Genomic DNA, 23,403 nt, shown 5'->3' on the forward strand with positions numbered 1-23,403 from the left:
AGGGCTCGCCGTGACATACGTGGTCGACGTGACAACGGGCCTTTGCTCCGCCGGTGCGGCGCACGCGGCAACGATGAGCGTGGCCCCCAGCACCGGGAGTGCGCGAAGGACCGGGACCATCACCAGATTTCCACGACTGCGTTCTCGCCGCCTCGGCAATAGACCCTAGCACTGCCCGCGCAGCTCATCGTGTACGTGAGCTTGGTTTTCGGGCTGTATGCGTCGACCGTCACATCGGGGCCGCCATTATCGGCGCAGGCACCCAAGAAAGCGGAGTACACGTTGGCCGCGAACGGCCCCGAGGTGACCCCGTTGCCCGCGGCGTAATGGGAGTACGCGCAGGCGTTGGGCTCCCCGGGCTCCCCGGGCTCCCCGGACTCGCCGGCTTGCTGTGCTGGCTGTGCAGCCCGCGGCAGCGTGTGCGTTTCAATGACGGTCACGGTCCCGGAATCCGCGCCTGCCCCGGTGAGACCGAGCCGCCCGGATCCGCCGAGAAACGCGAGGATTCCAACGAGGGCGAGAGGGCGAGGATGGCTACGGCGATCCACAGACCCACGAGAAGGCCGCGGCTACCAGATGCCCTCGGGTACGCGACCTCATCAGGGCGAGGCTGCTGACCAGCCGGGGTGTAGTTTCCCTCCATTGGTTGTCCGCCTTCGTAAACGCGTGGCTAGTGGAAGAAGTGGCGGGTGCCGGTGAGGTACATTGTCACACCGGCCTGCTTCGCCGCGGCGATGACCTCTTCGTCGCGGATCGAGCCGCCCGGCTGAACCACGGCGGTGACCCCGGCGTCCGCGAGGACCTCAAGGCCGTCGGCGAAGGGGAAGAACGCATCCGATGCCGCGACGGCGCCCGTGGTGCGATTGACGCCCTCGTCAAGCGTGTTGGCTCGCTCGACCGCGAGTTTAGCCGAATCGACGCGATTGACCTGGCCCATCCCCACGCCCACCGAGGCGCCCCCGGAGGCGATGAGGATGGCGTTGGATTTGACGCAGCGGATCGAGCGCCACGCGAACTCGAGGTCCGCCAGCACTTCGGCGGTGGCGGGCTCGCCTGACACCAGCTGCCAGTTGTCGGGGTTGTCTCCCTCAGCCTGGAAGGTGTCCCGCTCCTGGACGAGGAAACCGCCGGAAATCTGCTTGACTTCCTCGCCGCGGAACTCCGGCTCGACCTCGAGAATGCGCAGGTTTTTCTTTTCCTTGAGCAGCTCCAGCGCCGCCTCCTCGTAGGACGGTGCGACAACGACCTCGGTGAAGATCGGCTTGATCGACTCGGCGAGCTCGAGGGTGACCTCGCGGTTGACGGCGATCACGCCGCCGTATGCGGAGACGGGGTCGCATGCGTGGGCGAGGCGGTGGGCTTCGGCGATCGACTCATCGGACACGGCGATGCCGCACGGGTTGGCGTGCTTGATGATCGCCACGCACGGGCGATCATGGTCCCAGGCGGCGCGCCACGCTGCGTCGGCGTCCTGGTAGTTGTTGTAGCTCATCTCCTTGCCGCCGTGCTGGATAGCGTCGGCAAGGCCCCAGCCCTCGTTGATGAGGCTGGCTGCCTGGTGCGGGTTCTCGCCGTAGCGCAGGTCACCCTCGCCCTCGCCGTCGAGCTGCTCGGTGAACCAGTCGGAGACGGCCGCGTCGTAATCGGCGGTGTGCGAAAACGCCTCGAGCGCGAGCTCGCGTCGCTGCTCGAGGGAAAAGCCGGAACCGCGCACAGCGTCGATGACGTCGGCGTAGCGCTCCGGGTCGGTGACGATCGCCACCGAGGGGTGGTTCTTCGCCGCGGCGCGCACCATCGACGGGCCGCCGATGTCGATTTGCTCGACGCACTCGTCGAAGGACGCCCCGGAGGCAACCGTCTCCTCGAAGGGGTAGAGGTTGACCACCACGAGCTGGAAGGGCTCAATGCCGAGATCGGCAAGCTGGCGGGCGTGGTCGTCGTCACGCAGGTCCGCGAGGATGCCGGCATGAACGCGCGGGTGCAGCGTTTTCACACGCCCACCCAGAACTTCGGGGAACCCGGTGAGGTCGGCGACCTCGGTGACCGCAACTCCGGCGTCGGCGATGCGCTTGGCGGTAGACCCCGTGGAGACGATCTCTACCCCGGCCTCACCGAGCGCGCGGGCCAGCTCGTCCAAGCCGGTCTTGTCGTAGACGCTGACTAGCGCACGCTTGATCTGGATGTGGTTCTGTGCCATGAGACGCTGACCTTTCCGTCGTTTTCGTTATCTATGTGGGCGCGGCGCAGCACGTCGACGATGAGCGCGCGCTCATGAACCTTGATTCTTTCGTGCAATTCGGCCTCGGTCTCGCCGTCGCGGACCTCCACGGCCTTTTGGGCGATGATCTCGCCCGTATCCACGTCGGCATCGATGTAGTGGACGGTCGTGCCGGTGACCTTGACGCCGTACGCCAGCGCGTCGCGCACGGCGTGCGCGCCGGGGAAGGACGGCAGCAGGGCCGGGTGGGTGTTAATCAGGCGGCCCTCGAAGCGCTCAAGGAACTCTTGACCGACGATGCGCATGAACCCCGCGGAGACGACGATGTCGGGCTCGCCTTGGCTCACGGCATCGCGCAGCGCCCGATTCCACTGCGCGCGATCCTGGCCAAGTTCAACGATTTCCGTGCGCACCCCGGCGGCCGCCGCGCGCTCGATCGCCGGGCAGTTGGTGTCGGCGACAACCACGCTCACGCGATAGGAATCGTCCTGGTTGTCGAGGATGGACTGAAGCAGCGTCCCTGATCCCGAGACGAGTACGGCCACTGATTTCTGGGATGGTTCAGTCACGCCGACCAGCTTAGTCCTCGGGATCGTCAATGTCCGTGGGAGGCACCCATTTCGTGCTGCCGCCGCGCGGCGACGTCTCCTGCACTGTCGCGGGTTCTGGTTCTGGTTCTGGTTCCGGTGCGGGCTCTGGTTCCGGTGCGGGCTCTGCTGGGCGGCGCAGCCGGCCGACGAGCCAGACGAGCCCGCCCACGGCAGCCACCCACACCATCCCCAGGACGGGCAGAGCGAGCGGGTGGGCGCCCACGTACCCGTAGGCCCCGGCACGCCCCCCGGCGAACGGGATGGCGATCAGGAGGAGCACGCCCACCCATCCGGCAACGACCGCGACATCCCTGATGGCCAGCGAGCGGGCGGCGAAGAACTGCGCCAGCACCGCGGCGGGGATCAGCATCAACACGGGAGCCCAAGCGGCGGCGGCTCCGGGGATCGCCGCGAACAGCGGCAGCGCCGGCAAGGCGACCGGGTCCACGCTAAACAAGGAGGCCGAAGCTTCCGCGTACTCGACGCTGCCACCCAGCAGGGCGCTCAATGCGGCCACAGCGGCGTTGGGCAGATACAGCACGCTCAGAAGAATCAGCGTGGCAGTGCCTGTGCCCGGCAGCGTGGGGTAGGCGTCGAGAAGCTGCGCAATGCGGTCGTACCCCGCGACGAGCAGGACGAGGAACACGGCCGCCCCGGCGAGCGCCAGTCGAAGGACAATGGTTGACGCCGTAATCGCCGCGTCGACGATGAATTGCGGCACGCCCACGCGCCGCGCGATCGCGCGCCACACCACCGAACTAATACCTGCAACGATCCCGAGCGCGTGGACCAGAAGCGGCAGGACCAGCGCGGCGGCGAGGTTCGGCAGTTCAACGGGGTACACGTTCGAGGCATCACCGACCATGAGCAGGGCAATACACGTCAGTGTGAGCGGGATGCCAAGGCCCAGCGCGGCGATTGCGCCGATGTCGAGGATGCTGACCCTTTTCTTCGTGGCCGCGCGCACGCGCTGCGCGATGAGGGCGGCAATGGCGATCGGCACCAGCGCCGGGGTCAGCCCGAGGGTGACCCCGTCGAACCTGGCGGGGGCGCCATGGCCGACGAGCCACATCTCGCCTATCGACGCCGGCAGGTACGCAAGCGGCGAGCCCGAGAGCAGCACCACCGCGAGGCTCAAAACGACCACCGTGAGAGTGATAAAGCCGCTCGGGGCGGCGGCGGTTGGCAGGTACATTCGAAGCCGCTGGCCCCAGGTCTGGGGCGCTTGCTCGGGAACGACTGTGCGCGGCGCGGTTACCGGGCGGCGCTCAGGCCGGCGGCGGCGGCGCATCGCGTTCGGGGTCGCATTCGGGGCTGACTGCGGGCTCGACTTTGTACTCATCGCCGCCATTGTCCCACCGGAGGGGTCAACCCACCGCGATGGACACCCCGAAATGCACCGGTGGGGGCGCATGTAACACTTCGTGACGCAAACCCTATTCAGAAAACTGGAGTTTGGCTTGCCTTGTCTTGACCTAACCGTTACAGTATCCCTTCGTAGATAACGGGAAGGTCACAATACCTTCACGGACCATAACCCAGCGGACAGACTGAAGAGGACTCCATGTTCAATTCCACACAGGCGCGCACGGGCGGCAAGCATCGCAAGAAGTCCCCCAACAAGGGACGCGTCGCTCTCGTCGCCGTCGCAACGGGTGCCGTGTCCACCGCCGGCGTTTCCGGCGCAGCTGCAGCAGCAATCCAGTCCGACAAGGCCAACGAGCCCACCGTCGACTTCGAGCTTGCGGCTGACACCGATGCCGTAGATACCCAGCTTTCTTCCGCCGACGCCGCGCCGCAGATCCTCGCCATCGCAGAGTACAAGCCGGTGGAGAACCTCTCAGACCAACTCAACAAGGCTGTGCAGCACTCTGAGCTCGTTGCCCAGGCCGATGAGCTGCTGCGCGCCCCGATGTCGGCGAAGCCGGCGGAGGGCGCTTTCACCTCGGGTTTCGGCCCGCGCTGGGGCGCGTTCCACGCTGGCATTGACATCGCCAACGTGACCAACACCCCGATCCTCGCCGTTCTTGACGGCACTGTCCTCGACTCCGGCCCCGCGCAGGGTTACGGCCAGTGGATCCGCCTGCTTCACGACGACGGCACCATCACCGTCTACGGCCACCTGGAGACCCTCGACGTCGCCGTCGGCGAGCGCGTGAAGGCCGGCCAGAAGATCGCGGGCATGGGCAACCGCGGCTTCTCCACCGGAACCCACCTCCACTTCGAGGTGCACCCTGACGGCGCGAACGCCGTTGATCCCGTGCCGTGGCTCGCAGCGCTCGGCATCACTGTGTAGAACCGCTCATGTGCACTGACCCGCCTCCACCTGGGGGCGGGTTCTTTTTGTGCGCGGGGTTGTGTTCGGGGGTAGAAAGGTCCACCCCCGCCACCAAATCACTTTTGTAACAATTTTCACTTCCGTTTCATTGCCATATGCTGGCGGTTCTTTAGTCACTGGAACATAGATTCGACAAAACCGCACGTCGGGGCATTGCCGGGACCCTTCAGGTCCGTTAAGTTCTATCCCTGTTCGACGCTCCCCGACTCCAGAGGTACCCGGAACACATGAAACGCCACCTTCTCGCCGCGCTTGCGGCGACCCTGACGCTGTCGGCAGCCGCCGCCCCCGCCTCCGCCCTCACGGTCAACCTCGACGGCGTGCCCGCCAGCAGCGATCTTGAAATCGCCAACGCGCTCGCCCTCGCAGTGAGCCAGATCTACACCAACGGTGCCACGCTCACCGCGGGCGACCACACCATCGTCTACGACCCCCGCGCCGAAGAGCAGCTTCTCAACCTCCCCGCCCAAACCATCCAGATTGTCCCGCCCGAAGGTTCCGACACCGTGACCTACCAGACGGGCGCAACCTCCGACGGCCGCACCGTCGTCACCCCCGCCACGGGCCGCCTCAGCTCCGGCTTCGGCCCCCGCTGGGGCCGCATCCACCAGGGCATCGATATCGCCAACGACGCTGGCTCACCCATTTACGCCGTGATGGACGGAACGGTCATCAACGCCGGCCCCGCCCAGGGCTTCGGTAACTGGGTGGTGATCAAGCACGACGGCGGTGAGGTCTCCGTCTACGGCCACATGCGCAACTACAGCGTGTCGGTGGGTCAGCGAGTCTCAGCCGGGGACCAGATCGCCCAAATCGGCAACGAGGGCCGTTCCACCGGACCCCACCTCCACTTTGAGATCAGGCCGGACGGCGAAACCCCCGTTGATCCGCAGGTCTGGCTCAAGGCTCAGGGCATCCGCATCTAAAACCGGTTAGAGCTTTTCCATCGGCACCCCGCCGATGAGCATGAGCCTGACTGTGCCCGACGACCCGAAATCGATCACGACCGTCTCGCGCACTCCCGACCCCTCCACGGATTGGACGGTGCCGAGACCGTACTTCGCGTGGTTGACGCGGTCGCCGGGGGCAAGCTGCAGGTTCTTGTTCACGCGCGTCTTCGCCGGGGCCTGGCGCCGGTGAGGGGTGCCCCAGGCGTCGGAGGTAACGCTGCGCTCCAGTTCCACCCTGCGCCAGTCGATGAGGTCGTCGGGGATCTCAGCGAGGAAGCGGCTGGCGGGGTTGGTCACCGGGGATCCCCACGACGACCGCAGCACCGCGCGCGTGAGGTAGAGCTTGGTTCGTGCGCGCGTAATGCCCACGTACGCTAGACGACGCTCCTCCGCCAGCTCTTCCGGGTCGCCGAGCGCCCGCACATGCGGAAACTGCCCGTCCTCCCAGCCGGTGACAAAGACGTAGGGAAACTCCAGTCCCTTCGCGGTGTGAAGGGTCATCAGCGTCACCACCCCTTGGTCACTGTCGGGTAGTTGATCGGCGTCGGCGACGAGGGAGACTCGCTCCAAAAACGCCTGCAGCGACCCGGGCATGGGTTCGCCCTCCTCCACCACGCTGTCGAGCTCGTCCTGGCTTATGTACGCCACCTGGTTGGCGGCCTCCGAGGAGAACTCGCGCGCCACGGAGACTAGCTCGTTGAGGTTGTCCAGGCGCGCGCCGTCTTGCGGATCGTTGGAAGCTTCCAGCTCCGCGCGGTAACCCGTGGCCTCGAGGATGCGCGTGACCAGCATCCCCAGATCCGGCATGCCGGTGACCTCGTTGGTCATGTCGGCCATGTCGGTGCGCAGCTCGTCGAGAAGCGAAACGAAGCCCGCGATTGCGTTTTTCGAGCGCGCCGCCAGCATGCCGACGTCGCCGGCGGAGGCGTCGACAAGCGCCTGGCCGAAACTAATCCCGTTGTTTTGTGCGTGCAGCGCCACCATCGCCTGCGCCTTGTCGCCGATCGCGCGCTTCGGCACGTTGACGATGCGCCGCAGGCTCACCGTGTCATCCGGGTTGTCGAGCACCTTCATGTAGGCGACGATGTCGCGGATCTCGCGGCGCTCGTAAAACCTCGTGCCGCCGACGACCTTGTACGGGATGCCGGAGCGGATGAAGATATCTTCCAGCGCGCGCGAGGCGTTGTTGGTGCGGTACATTACCGCGATGTCGCTGTAACGGCTGCCCTGATCGGCAAGGCGGTCGATCTCGCTGGCGATGAAGCGGGCCTCGTCGTGCTCGTTGTCCGCGACGTAGCCAGTGATCTTCTCCCCCGCCCCGTGCGAGGTCCACAGGTTCTTCGGGCGCCGGCCCTGGTTCTGGGCGATCACCGCGTTGGCCGCGCCGAGGATGTTCTGGGTGGAGCGGTAGTTCTGCTCCAGCATCACCGTGGAGGCGTCGGGGTAATCGCGTTCGAACTCCTCGATGTTGCGGATCGTCGCTCCGCGAAACGCGTAGATCGACTGGTCGGAGTCACCCACGACCGCCAACTCCGGGACATCCGGACCGCTGCCGACGAGGGTGTGAATGAGCTCGTACTGGGCGTGGTTGGTGTCCTGGTACTCGTCGACCAAGACGTGCCGGAAGCGACGCCGGTAGTACTCGGTGACGTGGGGGTGCTCCTTGAAAATGCGGACTACTTCCCCAATGAGGTCATCGAAGTCCAGCGCGTTGGCCTGGCGCAGCCGGCGCTGGTAGTCCGCGTAGACGCGGGCCACGGTCAGGTCGAAGGGGTTGCGGGTGCGCTCCGCGCGCTCGCCGGCTTCTGCCGGGCCGACAAGCTCGTTTTTGTGGTTCGAGATCGCATTGGCCAAGGTCCGCGCCGAGAATTTTTTCAGATCGAGGTTGTGGTCTTTGGCGATCATCGACAAAAGCCGGCGGGAATCGTCTGAATCGTAGATGGAGAAGTTGGTGTTGAGCCCAGCGACCAGCTGCGCCTGCTGGCGCAGGATGCGCACGCACACGGAGTGGAAGGTGGCCACCCACATGCGCTGCGCTTCGGGACCCACGAGGTTGGCCACGCGCTCCTTCATCTCGGCGGCGGCCTTGTTGGTAAATGTGATCGCGAGGATCTGCCACGGCGCTACCGCCCGTTCCTGCAGCAAGTAGGCAATCCTGCGGGTCAGTACCGCCGTCTTTCCGGAGCCGGCGCCGGCGACGATCAGCAGCGGGCCTCCGCTGTGCTTCACGGCGGCTTCTTGCTGCGGGTTGAGTCCCAAAACCAGATCTGTGTTCATGATGCCCCTAACCCTACAATCACGTTTGGACACAGCCCCCCGGGTGGCATAATGGGCACGCATGAGCGACTTCGACATCCGCACGCCGTCTGGGACCGACGATCCGCTGTCCGACGCCGAGATCCAGGCCTACCGCAAGGAGATCGACCGGCTCGACCGCGTCATCTTGGACGCGGTGAAGCGGCGTTCGGAGGTGTCGCGCGCAATCGGCAAGACCCGGATGGGCTCGGGCGGCACCCGCCTCGTGCACACCCGCGAGGTTGCCATCATCAACCAGTTCCGCGACGAGCTCGGCGAGGAGGGCCCGGCGCTGGCGGGAATCCTGCTACGCCTCGGCCGCGGCAAGCTGGGCTAGCTGGGACTAGCTGGGACTAAGCCTCGAGCGAATCGAGCACGACTTCGAACTCGAGCAGTTGCGCGCCTGCGGCAACCGGCTTGCCGCCACCGGCGTGGGCGCCGCGACCCTCGCCTGCCCACCAGGCGTCGTAGGATTCCTGATCCGCCCAGCGGGTGACCACGAAGTAGCGATCCTCGCCCTTGACCGGGCGCAGCAGCTGGAAGCCCTCAAACCCGGGCTGGGAGTCGATCGCGTGCTTGCGGGCCGCGAAACGGCGCTCGAGCTCTTCCCCGCCTGCCGGGGGAACGGAAATGGCGTTGATTTTCACGATACTCATGCGCTCCATTATGCCTTCTCGCGCCCGCGTTTTTGACTAGCGTGGAACCCATGACTTCGATTACCTCCACCGTGGCCTGGACGCGCCTTGAGAAGCTGTACGCCGAGAAGAACCTGTCGTTGCGTGAGCTGTTCGCTGCCGAGCCCCACCGGGCCGAAAAATACACATTCGACGCGGCGGGCCTCCACATCGACCTGTCGAAAAACCTTGTCGACGACGACGTCCTCGACGCTTTGCTCGCGCTTGCCGACGAAGCGGACCTGACCACGCGTATCGAAGACATGTTCACGGGCGTGCACATCAACAACACCGAGGACCGCGCGGTGCTGCACACCGCGCTGCGCCTGCCGGTTGATCTGGACCTGCGCGTCGACGGCCAGGACGCTGCCGCCGATGTCCACGAGGTGCTCGGCCGGATGCGTGATTTCGCCTCGGCGCTGCGCTCCGGCGCGTGGCAGGGCGCGACCGGCCACACCATCAAAAAGGTGGTCAACATCGGCATCGGCGGCTCTGACCTGGGCCCCGCAATGGCCACCAAGGCGCTGCGCGCCTACGCCACCGCCGGCATCAGCGCCGAATTCGTCTCCAACGTCGACCCCGCGGACATGGTCAGCGTGCTCGAGCGCTGCAATCCGGAGGAGACGCTGTTCATCGTCGCCTCGAAAACGTTTACCACGCAGGAGACCCTCTCCAATGCGCACGCCGCGAAGCGCTGGCTGCTCGAGCATTTCGACGGCGACACCTCCGTCATTGCCAAGCACTTCGTGGCGGTGTCCACGAATGCGGAAAAGGTCGCGGAATTCGGCATCGACACCGCCAACATGTTCCCCTTCTGGGATTGGGTCGGCGGGCGCTACTCCGTCGACTCCGCCATCGGCCTGTCACTGATGGCCGTGATCGGCCCGCTCGACTTCATGCGCTTCCTCGAAGGCTTCCGCGCGGTCGACGAGCACTTCCGCGAAACACCGATTCGCGACAACGTCCCGGCGCTGATGGGCTTGCTCAACGTCTGGTACCGCAACTTCCACAAGGCCCAAACCCACGCGGTGCTGCCCTACTCGGAGGACCTGGCGCGATTCCCCGCCTACCTGCAGCAGCTGACGATGGAGTCCAACGGCAAGTCCGTCACCCGCAGCGGCGAGGCCGTGGCCTACGACACCGGTGAGATCTTCTGGGGCGAGCCGGGCACCAACGGCCAGCACGCCTTCTACCAGCTCATCCACCAGGGCACGACGATTATCCCGGCGGACTTTATCGGCTTTGCCTCCCCGAAGCAGGACCTCCCGGCCGCGGACGGGTCGGGCTCGATGCACGACCTTTTGATGGGCAACTTTTTCGCGCAGACGAAGGTTCTGGCTTTCGGCAAGACGGAATCCGAGATCGTTGCGGAGGGCGTCGATAAGCAGCTTGCTCCGCACAAGGTGATGCCGGGCAACCGCCCGACCACCACGATCATGGCCAAGGAGCTGACCCCTCACGCCCTGGGCGCGCTGATCGCCCTCTACGAGCACATCACGTTCACCGAGTCCGTGATCTGGGACATCAACGCGTTTGACCAGTGGGGCGTCGAGCTGGGCAAGCAGCAGGCCAACGACCTGGCCGCCGCGGTGTCGGGCGAGGTCGAGCCGGATACCGGTGATTCCTCGACTGATGCGCTCATTTCCTGGTACAGGAGCGCCCGCTAGTGGGCGATAAGATCTCGACGGACCGCTATACCCCGCGGCAGCGCACGGTGTACCGCGCGCGTCTCGTCGACGAGCTCGAAGTATTCGACCGCCATCTGCAGCAGGCGGATTTTGTGAGCCAGGGAACAATTGGTCTGGAACTCGAGTTGAACCTGGTCGACGACGCGATGGATCCTGCGCCGCTCAACCACAAGGTGCTGGCGAACTTGAGCGACGAGTACCAGTCGGAGATCGGCTCCTACAACGTCGAGCTGAATCTGCCCCCGCAGTCGATTGACGGCGACGGCCTGCGCACGTTGGAAGCGCACCTGCGTCAGCGCCTCGGCGAAGTCCACGCCGCGGCGGGCGAGGCGGGCACGCGTGTCGCGATGATCGGCACCCTGCCGACGATGACCACGGAGTTCCTCGAGGACCCAAGCTGGATTACCGACGAGCACCGCTACCGGGGTTTAAACCACTCGATTATGGAGTCGCGCGGTGAGCTGCTCCACATCGATGTCGCCCGGATGGAGTCCTACCGGCACGATTTCGAGGACATCTCCACTGAATCGACCTGCACGTCGATGCAGCTGCACCTGCAGGTCTCGCCGAACCGCTTCGCTGACGCGTGGAACGCCTCGCAGGCGATCGCTGGCGTGCAGGCGGCGATCGGGGCGAACTCACCGCTGTTTATGGGTCGCAGGCTCTGGCACGAGTCGCGGATTCCGGTGTTCCAGCAAGCCATTGATACGCGTACCCAGGAGCTGATCAACCAGGGAGTGCGCCCGCGCGTGTGGTTCGGCGAGCGCTGGATTACCTCCGTGTTTGATCTGTTCGAGGAGAACGTGCGTTACTTCTCGCCGCTGCTCCCAGAAGGCCGCATCGAGGCCGGCAAGCCCGTGATGAGCGGCGAAAACCCGGGGCTGCACTACCTGAACCTGCAAAACGGCACGGTGTGGCGCTGGAACCGCCCGATTTACGATCCCAACGGCGAGCTTTCGCACATCCGCGTGGAAAATCGCCTCCTGCCTGCCGGCCCGACGGTCAAGGACATCATCGCGGACGCGGCGTTCTACTACGGGCTGGTGAAGTTCCTCGGCGAGCAGACGCGGCCAGTGTGGTCGCGGTTGAGCTTCGCCACCGCGGAGGCGAACTTCATCGCCGGAGCGCGCGATGGGTTGACGGCGCGTTTGGACTGGCCGACGCTGGGCACCATTGACGTCGTGGAGCTTGTCGGCTCGCATTTGCTTGACGACGCCCGCCTAGGCCTCGAAGCCCTCGGCGTCGCCCCGGACTGCATCGAGGAGTACCTGGGCATTATCCAGGGCCGGGTGGACAACCGCCAGAACGGCGCGACGTGGCAACTCGCCGCGCTGACGGAGGCGGGGGCTGGGTCGCGGCCGGATACGCGGCAGCGTCGTGAAGCTTTGGCGCGGGTTCTCAGGCAATACCTGGCTAATCAGGAGACTGGCGCGCCCGTGCATACTTGGTCGACGTCGGTCGAGTAAGGCACAATGACCGGCATGCAAGCGATTATTGATTGGCTCGTCAACTTAATGGAGGTGATCGGCGCCCCCGGCGTCGGTCTGGCAATTCTGGCGGAGAACCTGTTCCCGCCCATTCCCTCCGAAGTGGTTTTGCCCCTGGCGGGCTTCACCGTGGCGCAGGGTTCGTTGAACTTTGTCTCGGTGTTCGTGTGGTCGCTGATCGGCTCGGTGGCCGGTGCGTACCTGCTCTACGGCCTCGGCGCGTGGTTGGGTGCGCAGCGCCTGCGCGCGATCGCGGAGTGGATGTGGCTGGTGAAGGGCTCGGACGTGGATCAAGCCCTGGCCTGGTTTGATAAGTACGGTAAGGTCTCGGTGTTTTTCGGCCGCCTGATTCCGGGCGTGCGCTCGCTGATTTCGATCCCCGCTGGACTCGACCGGATGAACCTCGTGACTTTCGGGTTGTGGACGACGCTCGGCTCCGCGATCTGGAACGCAATCCTGATCTACCTGGGCTTCGTTCTCGGCGACAACTGGCACATCGTCGGTAAGTACGTTGACACCTACTCCAACGTGATTTATGCCATCCTCGGCTTGCTCATCCTCTTCGTCCTGGGCTACTTCATCCGCCGTGCCATGAAGGAGCGGGCGGCTGGCAGCGCGGACACCACCAAATAACGCGCTCTAGGTCGCCCTCCCCGCCGAGAAATCCCTTGCGGATGAGCGTGGTGCACCGTCGGCACGGCTTGTTGTTGCGGCCGAACACGTAGCTCGTCTCCCCGGCCCGTTTGACCCCTGTGGTCACGCGGACCGGGGAGTCTTTGTTGGCCCACATGAGCTTTCGCGCAAGCTGCACATGCTTATCGACGTCCACCTCACGCACTTGTCTCGCCGGGTGCGTGCCCGCGAGAAAACAGATCTCCGCGCGGTACTCGTTTCCGATGCCGGCGGCGTTCTTCTGGTCCAGCAGCGCCCGGCCAATCTCGGTGTCGGGCGTGCGAAGGATGCGCCTGACCACCTCGTCGTGGTCGAAATCCTCGGCCAGCATGTCGGGCCCGAGGTAGCTCATGCGCGTGGGGTATTCGCGCGTAGGGAAGACGTCGACAAGACCGAGCTCGTGGCCGACGATCTCAATCTCGCCCTGTTTGTCGGCCAAGCGCAGCACCACGCGCGCGGTGTGGCCGGGCTTGCGCCAGCGTGTCCCCGCCCGATGGATGGACCACGTGCCTTCCATTTTCAGGTGCGTGTGCAGGGTTTCTGGCCCGAACTGCATGAACAGGTGTTTGCCGAGCGGCCAGACGCGGTCACAGGTCAGGCCGGTGAAATCGACGGTGGCGAAGCGCGGCACCCGCAGGCTCGTGTGGGTGACCTCGCGCCCTGCCATGAACTGCAGGCGCTTGGACAGCTGGTAAACGGAATCACCTTCGGGCACTGCTTGATACTAACGCTACAGCCGTACAACGGGGATTCTGGGGAGTACTATCTCCCTCGTACTATCAGTCGCTTTAACTTGCGTACCCGGAGGTAACGCATATGTCCCGTAAACCCAGCCAATCTCAGCGGATGACCCGCTACGCCCTCGGTGCGTTCATGAGCTTCGCGGGTATCAGCCACCTCACTTTTGCACGCCAGGATTTCCGGGCTCAGGTCCCGGACTGGTTCCCAATGGACAAGGACCTCGTCGTCCTTGGTTCCGGCCTCGCCGAAATAGCCCTCGGCGCATCCCTGCTCGCCCTTCCCAAGCGCTACCGCCAGACGGGCATCGCGCTGGCGACGTTCTACACCGCGATCTACCCGGGAAACATCGGCCAGTACGCCGAGCGCCACGACGCATTCGGCTTGGACAACAACGCGAAGCGCCTCGTCCGCCTCTTCGGCCAACCCGCGCTCATCGCGGCGGCGCTGTGGGCCGCGGGGGTGCCCAAGCGCTAGACGGCGCTAGAAAGCGCTAGTCGTCGAAGCTGAGCTCCTCCACCGCCTCCGCGAGGCTCCTGCCCCGGCGCTTCGGCGCCTGGGTGTTGGCGCCCCCGATTTTCGCGCCCTTGTGGGTCACGGCCGCACCGTAATCACGCAGTGAGAACGCGGCCTTGCCGTTGAGCTTTTGCACGTTGAGTGGCTTCATCCGCCCCGCAGCAACGGCCTGCGACAGGGCTGAGACAACCAGCGGCATGGGATCGCCCACCCCTTCGGGGAAATGCTCGAAAAAGGTGGTCATGGTCTTGCCGCCGCGGGTGATGTGCGCGGCGAGGAGGCCGTCGATAAGCACGACCATAGCTCCGGCAGAGCGCGTCGGCCCCTGGGCGGGCCACGGCAGCGCGGCACCGTAGGGGTTGGCCGGGTCGGTGGCGGCGAGGACGTACACCAGCGGCTCGCGGGTGCCCGAGGGCCACCCCACCACATCGTCGGAATCCTGGTGCCCGCGCAGGCGGTCAATCGTTGCGGGTGTGGAAAACTGCGACGCACCGAGGCCCTCGATGAGGTAGCCGCGCATCGCCTTGCCGGACTCCTCGAAGCCAGAGAGCACCTTGTACGCCAGGGCGAAGCCGCCGAGCACGTCCTCGGCAACGACGCTGCCGCGCGTGACCACGCCGTAGCGGTCGAGCCACGCCTCGCCGAACGCAACCGAGCGGCGGGTCGCATCGGTATCCACGCCCGGTGTGGCGGCCCAGCGGCCCACCATGTCCGGCGGAGTCAGCGTGGCAAAGGAGGTGCGCCCGGTGCGCACCCGCGAACGTGACGGCCGCCGCTTGGCGCGGTGGGCAGTTGTCCCGCCGGACAGGCGCGCGCGGATCGGGGCGAAGGAATCGGGGGCGACGAAACCTGCCTCCACGAGGTCCCACATCGATTCGCGCAGCTCCTCCACGGTGGTGCCCTGCAAAAGATCCGTGAACAGGAAGCCTCCCCCGCCCCGGATCTTCTCCATTACCTGAGCCTGGGTCAACGACATCGTCGGCTCGGTTGAATCCGGCATGAGCTGGCCGGCGTAGTCGGTCGGAAGCAGCATCAGCCAGGGGTCGCGCGCACCCGCCTTGCCCGCGCCGACGATGGAGATCTCCCCGGATGCGGTCAGCTCGTCGAGCATCGCCGGGCTGTAGTCGCCCACGCGCGACGGCAGCACGTGCGACTCCCAGGCGGAGGCGGGCAGCCGCACCCCGGCGAGCTGCTCCAACACCGTGTACACCCCGTCGGCCCCACGCAGCGCCGCGACCTGGCCGGCGGGCGCGACGTGTGACCAGCTGGGCAGAAAGCGCCCAAACGCCGACTGGGACACCGGCCGCGTCTGCGCGCGCGCCGCGGCCAAAGAGCGCGAGCGGATGATGCGCAGCACCTCCGCGGCCACGTACTCCTGCTCGGTAACGCCCTGGCGGTAGCGGCCCTCGATGACCTTGCCCGAGTCCAAAAGCGGCGCCAGCGCGGAGTAGGCCGCGCCGACCGCGAGCCCGAAGGCGTCGGCAAGATCGCGCAGGACGAACGGCCCACGAGTGCGCACCCACCTGCTCACCAGCTGCGCGAGCGCGTCGTTGATGGTTGCGACCTGCGCCGCCACCCCGGGCGGAACTGGCACGCCGAGGCCGTCGCGCAACAGCGGCGCGTCGAGCGCCTGGGCGATGTGGCTGCGCCCGCCGATGCGCACCCGCATCACGCGCGCGCCCAACGCCTCCTCGAGCGAGACCAGCGGGACAGACGTGTAGGAATCGAGCTCATCGAGCGGCACCGGGCCGACGATGCGCAGGGTGTCGGCGAACTGCTCGGAGGTCAGCGCCTTGCCCACCCGGCGCAGCGAAGCGTCGACCTCGGCGATGATGTCGGCGTCGAGAAGCTCGCGCAGCTCGACGGTGCCCAGCAGCTTCGCCAGCAGTGAAGGGTCGAGCGACAACGCGGCGGCGCGCTTCTCGGCGAGCGGGGTATCTCCCTCGTACATGAAGGCGCCGGTGTAATTGAACAACAGCGATGAGGCGAACGGGCTCGGCTGGTCGGTGGTGACCTCCGCAACGCGGATGCGCCGCGTCTGCAGGTGCTGCATCACCTCGCGCAGGGCGGGCAGATCGTAGACGTCCTGCAAGCACTCGCGCACCGTTTCCAAGATGATGGGAAACGACGGGTAGTTGCGGGCGACGTCGAGAAGCTGCTCGGCGCGCTGGCGCTGCTGCCACAAGGGCGCGCGCTTGCCGGGGTTGCGCCGCGGCAGGAGCAGGGCGCGCGCAGCGCACTCGCGAAAGCGCGAGGCGAACAGGGCGGAGTTGCCCACCTGCGCGGTGACAATGTCGGTGATCTCGTCGGCGTCGAAGGCGAACAGAGACGAGTCCGGTTCCTTCTCGCCCTGCGGCAGGCGCAGCACGATGCCGTCGTCGCCCGCGACAGCCTGGGCGTCCATGCCCGTTTCCTGGGAGATGCGCCAACCCGCGGCCAGCGCCCACGCGGCGTTGACCCCCTTGCCAAACGGGGTGTGCAAAACCACGCGCCAGTCGCCCAGCTCGTCGGTAAAGCGCTCGAGCACCAACGTGGTGTCGTCGGGGATGATCCCCGTGGCCTCCTCCTGCTCGTCGAGGTAGGCAATGAGATTGCGGCGCGCGAACTCATCGAGCGAGGCGTCGAGCGGGCCCGAGCGCGCTTGACGACGAAACTCCCCCAACGCCTTGCCCAGCTCGTACGGCCTGCCGAGGCTGTCACCCGTCCAGAAGGGCAGGCGCCCCGTGTGGCCGGGCGCGGGGCTGACCTGCACCTGGTCGCGGGTGATGTTCTCGATGCGCCAGCTCGAAGCCCCCAAAGTGAACACGTCGCCGACGCGGGACTCGTAGACCATCTCCTCATCGAGCTCGCCGACGCGCCGGGGTGCGCCTTCGCTTCCGACGAGGAAGACTCCGAACATGCCGCGGTCCGGGATCGTGCCGGCGTTGGTCACCGCCACGCGCTGCGCCCCGGGGCGGGCTTTGAGCACCGTGCCGTCGAGGATCGCGCGGGGTTTGAGCTCCGCGAAGTCGGTCGAGGGATAGACACCGACGACGAGGTCGATCACCGCGTCGAACACGTCGCGCGACAGGTTGCGGTACGGCCAGGCGGCGCGCACGGTATCAAACCACTCGTCGACGTCTACGTCTTCCACCGCCACTGCGGCGATGGTCTGCTGCGTCAGCACGTCGAGCGGGGACAGGGGCGTGCGCAGCTCCTCGATCAGCCCGGCGCGCATGCGTGGCACCGTCACCGCCGTTTGCACGAGGTCGGAGCGGTGCTTCGGGTAGAACGCGCCGACGGAGGTTTCGCCGACGGAGTGCCCGGCCCGGCCGACGCGCTGCAGGCCGGAAGCCACCGACGGCGGCGACTCCACCTGAATCACCAGGTCAACCGCGCCCATGTCGATACCGAGCTCGAGCGAAGACGTCGAGATCACGGCCTTGAGCGTGCCCTCTTTCAGCATCGTCTCGGTGGTCAGGCGCTCCTCCTTCGACACCGAGCCGTGGTGGGCGCGCGCGATCAGCGTCTGCGCGTGGCCCGCGGTGTCGACGGATTTCATCAGCTGCGCGGGTGGGCGTCGTAAAGCGGGGCTCAAGGCGTCAGGGTCGTGCTCGGCCGCCCACAGCTCGTTGAGCTGGCTGGTCAGGCGCTCGGCGGTGCGCCGCGAGTTGACGAAGACGATCGTCGAGCGGTGCGCCATCACCTTGTCGTACACCGCGCGCTCTATGTGGGGCCAGATGCTTTTCGACGCCCCCACCGGCGCCGGGTCCAGCAAGTCATCCACCACGGCCTCGCCGATCGTCGACGCCTCCTCCGGCACGGGCAGATCACTCAAGTCCTCGACGGGAACGTGCACGCCAAGCGACCACTTCTTCTCCGCCGGCGGGTTGACAATCGTGGTCTTCGGGCCGAGGAAGTTCGCCACCTCCTCCAACGGGCGCACCGTGGCGGACAGCCCGATGCGCTGGAACGGTCCCGTGATGCGGCGTAAACGCTCGAGCGAGAGCGCCAGATGCACGCCGCGTTTCGTTCCCGCCAGCGCGTGGATCTCGTCGACAATGACCGTGTCGACCGATGTGAGGATCCCGGCGGCCTTCGACGTGAGCATGAGGTAGAGCGACTCGGGCGTGGTGATCAGGATGTCCGGCGGCTTGCGCACCTGCCGGTTGCGCTCCGCCTGCGGGGTATCACCCGAGCGCACGCCCACCGAAATGTCCGGGGTGTCCAGGCCCATGCGCTGCGCCACGCGCGCAATGCCGCCGAGAGGGGCGCGCAGGTTGTTCTCCACGTCCACGCCCAGGGCCTTGAGCGGGGAGATGTAGAGCACCTTCACCCCGCCGTGGGTGGAGCGGGCCGAACCGTCGATCGGCAGCGCCTGCTGGCCCGCGCGCTCCACCAGCGAGTTGAGCGACCACAAAAACGCGGCGAGCGTCTTGCCGGAGCCGGTGGGTGCGACAACCAGCGCGTTCTCACCCGCGGAGATGGCGCGCCACGCCCCCTCCTGGACCGCGGTCGGGGCTGCAAACACCTCGGAAAACCACGTTGCCACCTGGGGGTGGAAACGGTCCAAAACGCTTGCAGTCATGCGCAACACTTTAACCGGGTAATGTTTGGGCCATGACTGTACCGGACTCCCAGCACTCCGACTCGCGTCTGACCAACCTCATCGCCCAGGGTACGGGCGAGATCCTCAAGGGGATCCGCGGCGTCGGGCTGCTCCGCGGCCGCGAACTCGGCGAGGCGGGCGACGACCTCGCCCAAAACTGGATCGCCCGCGTGCTCGCCCAGCACCGGCCTGACGACGGCTTCCTCTCCGAGGAGGCCGCCGACAACTCGGAGCGCCTGGACAAGGAGCGCGTCTGGATTGTCGACCCACTCGACGGCACCAAGGAGTTCGCCACCGGCCGCCAGGACTGGGCCGTCCACGTCGCGCTGGTGGAAAACGGCGTTCCCACCCACGCCGCGGTCGGCCTGCCCGACCTGGGCGTGGTGTTCAAGTCCTCCGATGTGCGCCACGTTTCCGGGCCCCTGTCGCGCCGCATCGCGCTGTCGCGCAACCGCCCGCCGGAGGTGGCGCAGTTTGTCGCGGACAAGCTCGACTTCGAAGCCGTCGGGGTGGGTTCCGCCGGGGCGAAGGCGATGCACGTGCTGCTCGGCGACTACGACGCCTACATCCACGCCGGTGGCCAGTACGAATGGGACCAGGCCGCACCCGTCGGGGTGTCGATTGCCGCGGGGCTGCACGCCTCGCGTCTCGACGGCTCCGAGATGCGCTACAACAACGCCGACACCTACATCCCCGACCTGCTGATCTGCCGACCCGAACTGGCCGAGGACATCCTGGCGGCCTGCGCCGAATACCTCGAGCAGCACGGCTCCTTCGACGGCCTTGCTGGCAAGTAACGAAGGCGTTAAGGTCACTGCACATGACTGTGCCCGCCCCGTACGAAGATCTGCTGCGCGACATCCTGGAAAACGGCTCGCCCAAGGGCGACCGCACGGGCACCGGGACGCTCAGCGTTTTCGGCCGCCAGCTGCGCTACGACCTTTCACAATCGTTTCCCCTGCTGACCACCAAGAAGGTCTACTTCAAGGGTGTCGTCGGCGAGCTTCTGTGGTTCCTGCGCGGTGAGTCGAACGTGCGCTGGCTGCAGGACAACAACATCCGCATTTGGAACGAGTGGGCGGATGAGGACGGTGAGCTCGGCCCCGTCTACGGCGTGCAGTGGCGCTCGTGGCCCACCCCGGACGGGCGCCACATCGACCAAATCTCCGAGTCGCTGCGCCTGCTGCGCGAGGACCCGGAGTCGCGCCGCAACCTGGTCTCCGCGTGGAACGTCTCCGAGCTGGACAAAATGGCGCTGATGCCGTGCCACCTGCTGTTTCAGCTCTACGTGGCGGACGGTCGGTTGAGCATGCAGGTCTACCAGCGCTCCGCCGACATGTTCTTGGGCGTGCCGTTCAACATTGCCTCGTACTCGCTGTTGACTCTCATGTTCGCGCAGCAGGCCGGCCTGACAGTGGGCGAGCTGATCTGGACCGGCGGCGACTGCCACATCTACAACAACCACATCGAGCAGGTCAAAGAGCAGCTCTCCCGCGAGCCGCGGCCCTACCCGCAGCTCGAGCTGCGCAAAGCTCCGAGCCTGTTCGAGTACTCCTTTGACGACATCAAAGTTGTCGGATACGACCCCCACCCGACCATCACCGCGGAGGTGGCGGTCTAGTGCTCGGCGCGATTTGGGCGCAATGCCTCGACGGGGTGATCGGTGACGGCGCCGGCATGCCCTGGCACCTGCCCGAGGACTTAAAGCACTTCAAGGCGGTGACGATGGGCCACCCCATCATCATGGGCCGCCGCACCTGGGAGGCGCTGCCGAAGCGACCACTGCCGGGGCGCCCCAACCACGTGGTGTCCTCGCGCGAGGCCGGCACCTGGTCCAACGGCGCGTTCGTCTCCCGTGACCTTCCCGACATTGAAACCGACGCCTGGATCATCGGCGGCGCGCAGCTCTACGAGGCCACCATCGACGAGGTCGACGTCATCGAACGCACGCTTATCGACGCCCACCTCGCCGCCGCAATCGGCCGCAACGCCGTCTTCGCTCCCCGCCTGACCGAGGACTTCAAGATGTCGTCGGACACCGACTGGCTCACCTCATCTACCGGGCTGCGCTACCGCTTCCAGCGCTTTGAAAGGATCTGACATGACCTCCCCCGTAACCGTCTACGCCACCAGCTGGTGCCCCTACTGCCGCGTCCTGCTCGCCGGGCTCAAGCGCACCGATGTCGACTACGACGTCGTCGACGTCGACGACCCGAAGAACGCCGAGTTCTCGGACTGGGTCGCCTCCGTCAACAACGGCAACAGGATCGTGCCCACGGTGCGCTTTTCTGACGGCACGCACATGACCAACCCTGGCGTTGGGGCTGTCGTCGAGAAGTACAATGCCATGCGCTAACCTTTCTTAGGCATTGCCCTAGTAGCTCAGTGGATAGAGCACGGCTCTCCTAAAGCCGGTGTCGGAGGTTCGATTCCTCTCTGGGGCGCTTTCCCCATCGGGGGTTTCGGTTAACTTTTCCGTTCAATTCAGGAAACTCCTTCCAGGTTAACCCGGGTTTTCAAAATTCGGTAACTTTTGGAGAGACTATCCCCGACAACGCGAACACCGGCCGGTTTTTCAGCCTCAATAGGCTTTGCCGGCCGGTTTTTTGCGCTAAAACAGGCTCTTCTCCACGACCTGTAGGCCACTCGGCATGAAGTCCTTGAAACTCAAGATTCAGCCGGTGGCCTGTGGAGGCTTATGCCGCCTTCGGCGGTGCGTTGTCGCCCAACTTCCATTGCTCAATGTCGTCCGAGCTGGGCTTGCGGCCGCCCCGCGGCGGTGGCGGAGTCGGCTTCTGACCCGTGTGCGGGCGAGACCAGGCAGCAGCGTCGAGCATGGCGAGGTTCACCCCCACCGCGGCCATGGCCATGCACAGCATTTGCGCTGCCCAGCCACGCATAAGACGGGTCGTCACGTCGCCGGCACCCTGGTAGGAACCGTTCTTGAGCATTGCATTGCGTGACTCAATGGTGTTGCGGCGGCCGTACTCCTTGCGCCACTCCGCAGTCATAAAGGCAGGACCGTGCTGGAGGAACTTCGCGCCGTCCTCGGCGGTGTTCTTCAGCGTCACGGTGCGCTGCTGGCAGACCTTCGGGCAGGAAGCCTTGGAGGGCACCTCGGCAGCAGTCAGCTCGTCCTTCTGGAACCCTGCCTTCTTCTTGCCTTCCTCGGCAGGCGGAACCAGCGGACAGGTAATTTCTGCACCCTCCGCACGCGCCGGACAACCCAGTCGCACGTCGCCCTTCTTGTTCGGCTTCGTACCGTAGCGAGCGAGCGCGAGGCGCTTGCGAGCCTGAAGCAGGTTCGAGAACTGCTGGTCGGTCAGTTGCCCCTTTTCCCACGCGGTGTAGGGGTCGAGCAGGCGCGGCATGTTGAGAATTGCAGGACAGTACGCAGTACCGTCCACAATGGGAGCGCCAGACGTCGTAATGGTCTGGACACCACGGGTGTCCCGGCGCATGTCAGCGACAAACCCGTAGCCGAGTTTGCGCATAGGCATTTGGAACTTCACCGGGTTCTGACCCGGCGAGTAGAGCCGGTCGGCAATGAAGTGCCGGCGCGGGAGTTCCGGGCGGTCGGTGAGGTTCTTTAGCGACTCGAAGACGCGCTTTGAGGGTGCCACAGCAGGCACCCCGCCAGTGACCCCGAGAATGAGCCCCGGAGCGCCACCCGGCTCGGCAAAACCCTCACCGCACATGGCGACAACAGTGGCTTCCAACCCCCAGGTGTGCGTTGCCGTCTTCTTGGTGTTCTCGCCGTCGTGGTCGCCTTCCTTGGCGTGCCAGCCGAGTGTCGGGGTCGAAGCCACAAGGCGGTGCTTGTTGGCCTTGCCAGAGAGCATGTCCTTCTTGTTCGGGTTGCCGTTTTTCGACACCGGAATAATGGTGCCGTCGACGGCAATGTCGCCGTTCCACTTGGCGAAGGTGTCTGGGTCCATAAGCTCCACGCTCGCCCACACCAGGCGGTTGACGAGTTCGACGCCGCGGGCTTTGCGCTCCTCAACTCGGGCTAAGACTTCCTTCTTGCCCTTCTTCTCGTCAAAGTAAGCAATGAACGGCACCCACTCCTCGACGGTGTAGCGACGCTTTTTGCCCACTTCCGGGAAGGGCTCAATGGTCGCGCGAACGCGGTCGAGGCAGGCTGCAATGCGCTTGTACCACGTCATGTAGGTGTCGAAGTGCGCCTTCGGGTCGGCTTCGTCCCAGTCGAATGGGGTGAGCTCCAGAAGTTCCCAGCCCTTGCCCTCCAAACCGAAGGCGACGGCCTTTGCCATGTGGGCAATGAGCTGCGGCGACTGTGTGACTGCCTGGTAGGTCCACAGTGTTAGCGCCGCGCGAGTGTCCACCTCGGGCGGGCGGCCGCCCTTGTCGGTTTTCAGCCCGTCAGCGACACGCCAGGAGTCCACGAGACCAACCGCGCCGGAGGCGTCAACAATGCGCTGGGCCAACTGTATGTTCGCAAACGACACGCGGCGCTCCTCCACCAGGCGAATGTTGTGGCGGTGGCCCTTCTTCGCGGGTGCGAACTTGCGTGTGCGAAGTCCCTTCGACATTGTTGTCACCTCCTTTTCAAGCGGAAAGTTTTTGGCAATAGAAGACTCACCCTGGGTCGCGACCAGGTGTTTTATGGGTCTAGAAGTTTGTGTGAA

Annotated in this window: 20 protein-coding genes and 1 tRNA gene; 12 read left to right on the forward strand and 9 right to left on the reverse strand. The window is 65.7% G+C overall.

Features of this window, described 5'->3' with window-relative positions; genetic code table 11:
* Positions 1 to 119 precede the first annotated feature (119 nt).
* The 4 genes from HMPREF0298_RS10075 to HMPREF0298_RS10090 form a co-directional block, all read right to left on the reverse strand.
* Positions 120 to 548, reverse strand: a complete 429-nt coding sequence (locus HMPREF0298_RS10075) for a hypothetical protein (protein ID WP_006841077.1) — start codon at positions 546 to 548, stop codon at positions 120 to 122.
* 122 nt (positions 549 to 670) lie between these two features.
* Positions 671 to 2,197 (reverse strand): bifunctional phosphoribosylaminoimidazolecarboxamide formyltransferase/IMP cyclohydrolase, encoded by a 1,527-nt coding sequence (purH, locus tag HMPREF0298_RS10080; RefSeq protein WP_006841078.1) that lies wholly within the window; start codon positions 2,195 to 2,197, stop codon positions 671 to 673.
* Positions 2,161 to 2,787 carry a phosphoribosylglycinamide formyltransferase gene (gene purN / locus HMPREF0298_RS10085; RefSeq protein ID WP_425358146.1) on the reverse strand — a complete coding sequence of 209 codons (627 nt, stop codon included), beginning with the start codon at positions 2,785 to 2,787 and terminating at the stop codon, positions 2,161 to 2,163. Before purN ends, purH begins: the two co-directional genes overlap by 37 nt.
* 10 nt (positions 2,788 to 2,797) lie before the next feature.
* Entirely contained in the window at positions 2,798 to 4,150 is a 1,353-nt protein-coding gene (locus HMPREF0298_RS10090; protein ID WP_157464465.1) for a cell division protein PerM, read from the reverse strand.
* A gap of 222 nt (positions 4,151 to 4,372) precedes the next feature.
* Between HMPREF0298_RS10090 and HMPREF0298_RS10095 the strand changes: the two genes are divergently transcribed.
* Together HMPREF0298_RS10095 and HMPREF0298_RS10100 are read left to right on the forward strand one after the other, a co-directional pair.
* Complete coding sequence (locus HMPREF0298_RS10095) at positions 4,373 to 5,104, forward strand: M23 family metallopeptidase (RefSeq protein ID WP_006841081.1); 732 nt, start codon at positions 4,373 to 4,375, stop codon at positions 5,102 to 5,104.
* Between the two features lie 269 nt (positions 5,105 to 5,373).
* A complete protein-coding gene (locus HMPREF0298_RS10100) occupies positions 5,374 to 6,072 on the forward strand; it encodes a M23 family metallopeptidase (protein ID WP_006841082.1) in 699 nt (232 codons plus the stop codon).
* 6 nt (positions 6,073 to 6,078) lie between these two features.
* Here HMPREF0298_RS10100 and pcrA read toward each other — a convergent pair whose 3' ends face one another.
* Positions 6,079 to 8,373, reverse strand: a complete 2,295-nt coding sequence (gene pcrA, locus HMPREF0298_RS10105; protein WP_006841083.1) for a DNA helicase PcrA — start codon at positions 8,371 to 8,373, stop codon at positions 6,079 to 6,081.
* Between the two features lie 61 nt (positions 8,374 to 8,434).
* Between pcrA and HMPREF0298_RS10110 the strand changes: the two genes are divergently transcribed.
* Entirely contained in the window at positions 8,435 to 8,728 is a 294-nt protein-coding gene (locus tag HMPREF0298_RS10110) for a chorismate mutase (RefSeq protein WP_006841084.1), read from the forward strand.
* 16 nt (positions 8,729 to 8,744) lie between these two features.
* Here the strand turns inward: HMPREF0298_RS10110 and HMPREF0298_RS10115 are convergent, their stop codons facing one another.
* Positions 8,745 to 9,047, reverse strand: a complete 303-nt coding sequence (locus HMPREF0298_RS10115) for an antibiotic biosynthesis monooxygenase family protein (RefSeq protein ID WP_040423149.1) — start codon at positions 9,045 to 9,047, stop codon at positions 8,745 to 8,747.
* 50 nt (positions 9,048 to 9,097) lie between these two features.
* Between HMPREF0298_RS10115 and pgi the strand changes: the two genes are divergently transcribed.
* Genes pgi through HMPREF0298_RS10130 form a run of 3 tightly spaced genes read left to right on the forward strand, consistent with a single transcriptional unit; the run spans position 9,098 to position 12,873 of the window.
* Positions 9,098 to 10,732, forward strand: coding sequence for a glucose-6-phosphate isomerase (gene pgi, locus HMPREF0298_RS10120; protein WP_006841086.1), 1,635 nt, complete (start codon positions 9,098 to 9,100; stop codon positions 10,730 to 10,732).
* Entirely contained in the window at positions 10,732 to 12,219 is a 1,488-nt protein-coding gene (locus HMPREF0298_RS10125; RefSeq protein ID WP_006841087.1) for a glutamate-cysteine ligase family protein, read from the forward strand. The genes pgi and HMPREF0298_RS10125 overlap by 1 nt, the downstream gene beginning before the upstream one ends.
* A gap of 15 nt (positions 12,220 to 12,234) precedes the next feature.
* A complete protein-coding gene (locus HMPREF0298_RS10130) occupies positions 12,235 to 12,873 on the forward strand; it encodes a DedA family protein (RefSeq protein ID WP_040423151.1) in 639 nt (212 codons plus the stop codon).
* Here HMPREF0298_RS10130 and HMPREF0298_RS10135 read toward each other — a convergent pair.
* The gene (locus HMPREF0298_RS10135) at positions 12,818 to 13,627 is read right to left on the reverse strand and encodes a DNA-formamidopyrimidine glycosylase family protein (RefSeq protein WP_006841089.1); all 810 of its coding nucleotides are present in this window, start codon (positions 13,625 to 13,627) and stop codon (positions 12,818 to 12,820) included. The two genes, HMPREF0298_RS10130 and HMPREF0298_RS10135, sit on opposite strands and share 56 nt — an antisense overlap.
* A gap of 131 nt (positions 13,628 to 13,758) precedes the next feature.
* Here HMPREF0298_RS10135 and HMPREF0298_RS10140 point away from each other — a divergent pair, with 131 nt between their 5' ends.
* Positions 13,759 to 14,127 (forward strand): DoxX family protein, encoded by a 369-nt coding sequence (locus HMPREF0298_RS10140; protein WP_006841090.1) that lies wholly within the window; start codon positions 13,759 to 13,761, stop codon positions 14,125 to 14,127.
* A 16-nt stretch (positions 14,128 to 14,143) separates the two neighbouring features.
* Here HMPREF0298_RS10140 and HMPREF0298_RS10145 read toward each other — a convergent pair whose 3' ends face one another.
* A complete protein-coding gene (locus HMPREF0298_RS10145; protein WP_006841091.1) occupies positions 14,144 to 18,733 on the reverse strand; it encodes an Lhr family ATP-dependent helicase in 4,590 nt (1,529 codons plus the stop codon).
* A 32-nt stretch (positions 18,734 to 18,765) separates the two neighbouring features.
* Here HMPREF0298_RS10145 and HMPREF0298_RS10150 point away from each other — a divergent pair, with 32 nt between their 5' ends.
* The 5 genes from HMPREF0298_RS10150 (at position 18,766) to HMPREF0298_RS10170 (ending at position 21,198) form a co-directional block, all read left to right on the forward strand.
* Complete coding sequence (locus HMPREF0298_RS10150; RefSeq protein ID WP_006841092.1) at positions 18,766 to 19,551, forward strand: 3'(2'),5'-bisphosphate nucleotidase CysQ; 786 nt, start codon at positions 18,766 to 18,768, stop codon at positions 19,549 to 19,551.
* A gap of 23 nt (positions 19,552 to 19,574) precedes the next feature.
* Positions 19,575 to 20,375 carry a thymidylate synthase gene (locus HMPREF0298_RS10155; protein WP_006841093.1) on the forward strand — a complete coding sequence of 267 codons (801 nt, stop codon included), beginning with the start codon at positions 19,575 to 19,577 and terminating at the stop codon, positions 20,373 to 20,375.
* Entirely contained in the window at positions 20,375 to 20,854 is a 480-nt protein-coding gene (locus tag HMPREF0298_RS10160) for a dihydrofolate reductase (RefSeq protein WP_006841094.1), read from the forward strand. Before HMPREF0298_RS10155 ends, HMPREF0298_RS10160 begins: the two co-directional genes overlap by 1 nt.
* A gap of 1 nt (position 20,855) precedes the next feature.
* Entirely contained in the window at positions 20,856 to 21,110 is a 255-nt protein-coding gene (locus HMPREF0298_RS10165; protein ID WP_006841095.1) for a mycoredoxin, read from the forward strand.
* A gap of 15 nt (positions 21,111 to 21,125) precedes the next feature.
* Positions 21,126 to 21,198 (forward strand) — tRNA-Arg (locus HMPREF0298_RS10170).
* 252 nt (positions 21,199 to 21,450) lie between these two features.
* On the opposite strand, the gene HMPREF0298_RS11665 is transcribed toward HMPREF0298_RS10170, so the two are convergent.
* A complete protein-coding gene (locus tag HMPREF0298_RS11665) occupies positions 21,451 to 23,307 on the reverse strand; it encodes a hypothetical protein (RefSeq protein ID WP_006841096.1) in 1,857 nt (618 codons plus the stop codon).
* Positions 23,308 to 23,403: the final 96 nt, after the last annotated feature.

It is taken from the genome of Corynebacterium lipophiloflavum DSM 44291 (assembly GCF_000159635.1).
Classification (GTDB): Bacteria; Actinomycetota; Actinomycetes; order Mycobacteriales; family Mycobacteriaceae; genus Corynebacterium; species Corynebacterium lipophiloflavum.

Excerpts from the sequence above, each read along its gene's own strand:
- purH (WP_006841078.1), bottom strand. The coding sequence starts at position 2,197 with ATGGCACAGAACCACATCCAGATCAAGCGTGCGCTAGTCAGCGTCTAC.
- HMPREF0298_RS10090 (WP_157464465.1), bottom strand. The coding sequence starts at position 4,150 with ATGAGTACAAAGTCGAGCCCGCAGTCAGCCCCGAATGCGACCCCGAAC.
- HMPREF0298_RS10095 (WP_006841081.1), top strand. The coding sequence starts at position 4,373 with ATGTTCAATTCCACACAGGCGCGCACGGGCGGCAAGCATCGCAAGAAG.
- HMPREF0298_RS10100 (WP_006841082.1), top strand. The coding sequence starts at position 5,374 with ATGAAACGCCACCTTCTCGCCGCGCTTGCGGCGACCCTGACGCTGTCG.
- pcrA (WP_006841083.1), bottom strand. The coding sequence starts at position 8,373 with ATGAACACAGATCTGGTTTTGGGACTCAACCCGCAGCAAGAAGCCGCC.
- HMPREF0298_RS10110 (WP_006841084.1), top strand. The coding sequence starts at position 8,435 with ATGAGCGACTTCGACATCCGCACGCCGTCTGGGACCGACGATCCGCTG.
- HMPREF0298_RS10115 (WP_040423149.1), bottom strand. The coding sequence starts at position 9,047 with ATGAGTATCGTGAAAATCAACGCCATTTCCGTTCCCCCGGCAGGCGGG.
- pgi (WP_006841086.1), top strand. The coding sequence starts at position 9,098 with ATGACTTCGATTACCTCCACCGTGGCCTGGACGCGCCTTGAGAAGCTG.
- HMPREF0298_RS10130 (WP_040423151.1), top strand. The coding sequence starts at position 12,235 with ATGCAAGCGATTATTGATTGGCTCGTCAACTTAATGGAGGTGATCGGC.
- HMPREF0298_RS10140 (WP_006841090.1), top strand. The coding sequence starts at position 13,759 with ATGACCCGCTACGCCCTCGGTGCGTTCATGAGCTTCGCGGGTATCAGC.
- HMPREF0298_RS10145 (WP_006841091.1), bottom strand. The coding sequence starts at position 18,733 with ATGACTGCAAGCGTTTTGGACCGTTTCCACCCCCAGGTGGCAACGTGG.
- HMPREF0298_RS10150 (WP_006841092.1), top strand. The coding sequence starts at position 18,766 with ATGACTGTACCGGACTCCCAGCACTCCGACTCGCGTCTGACCAACCTC.
- HMPREF0298_RS10155 (WP_006841093.1), top strand. The coding sequence starts at position 19,575 with ATGACTGTGCCCGCCCCGTACGAAGATCTGCTGCGCGACATCCTGGAA.
- HMPREF0298_RS10165 (WP_006841095.1), top strand. The coding sequence starts at position 20,856 with ATGACCTCCCCCGTAACCGTCTACGCCACCAGCTGGTGCCCCTACTGC.
- HMPREF0298_RS11665 (WP_006841096.1), bottom strand. The coding sequence starts at position 23,307 with ATGTCGAAGGGACTTCGCACACGCAAGTTCGCACCCGCGAAGAAGGGC.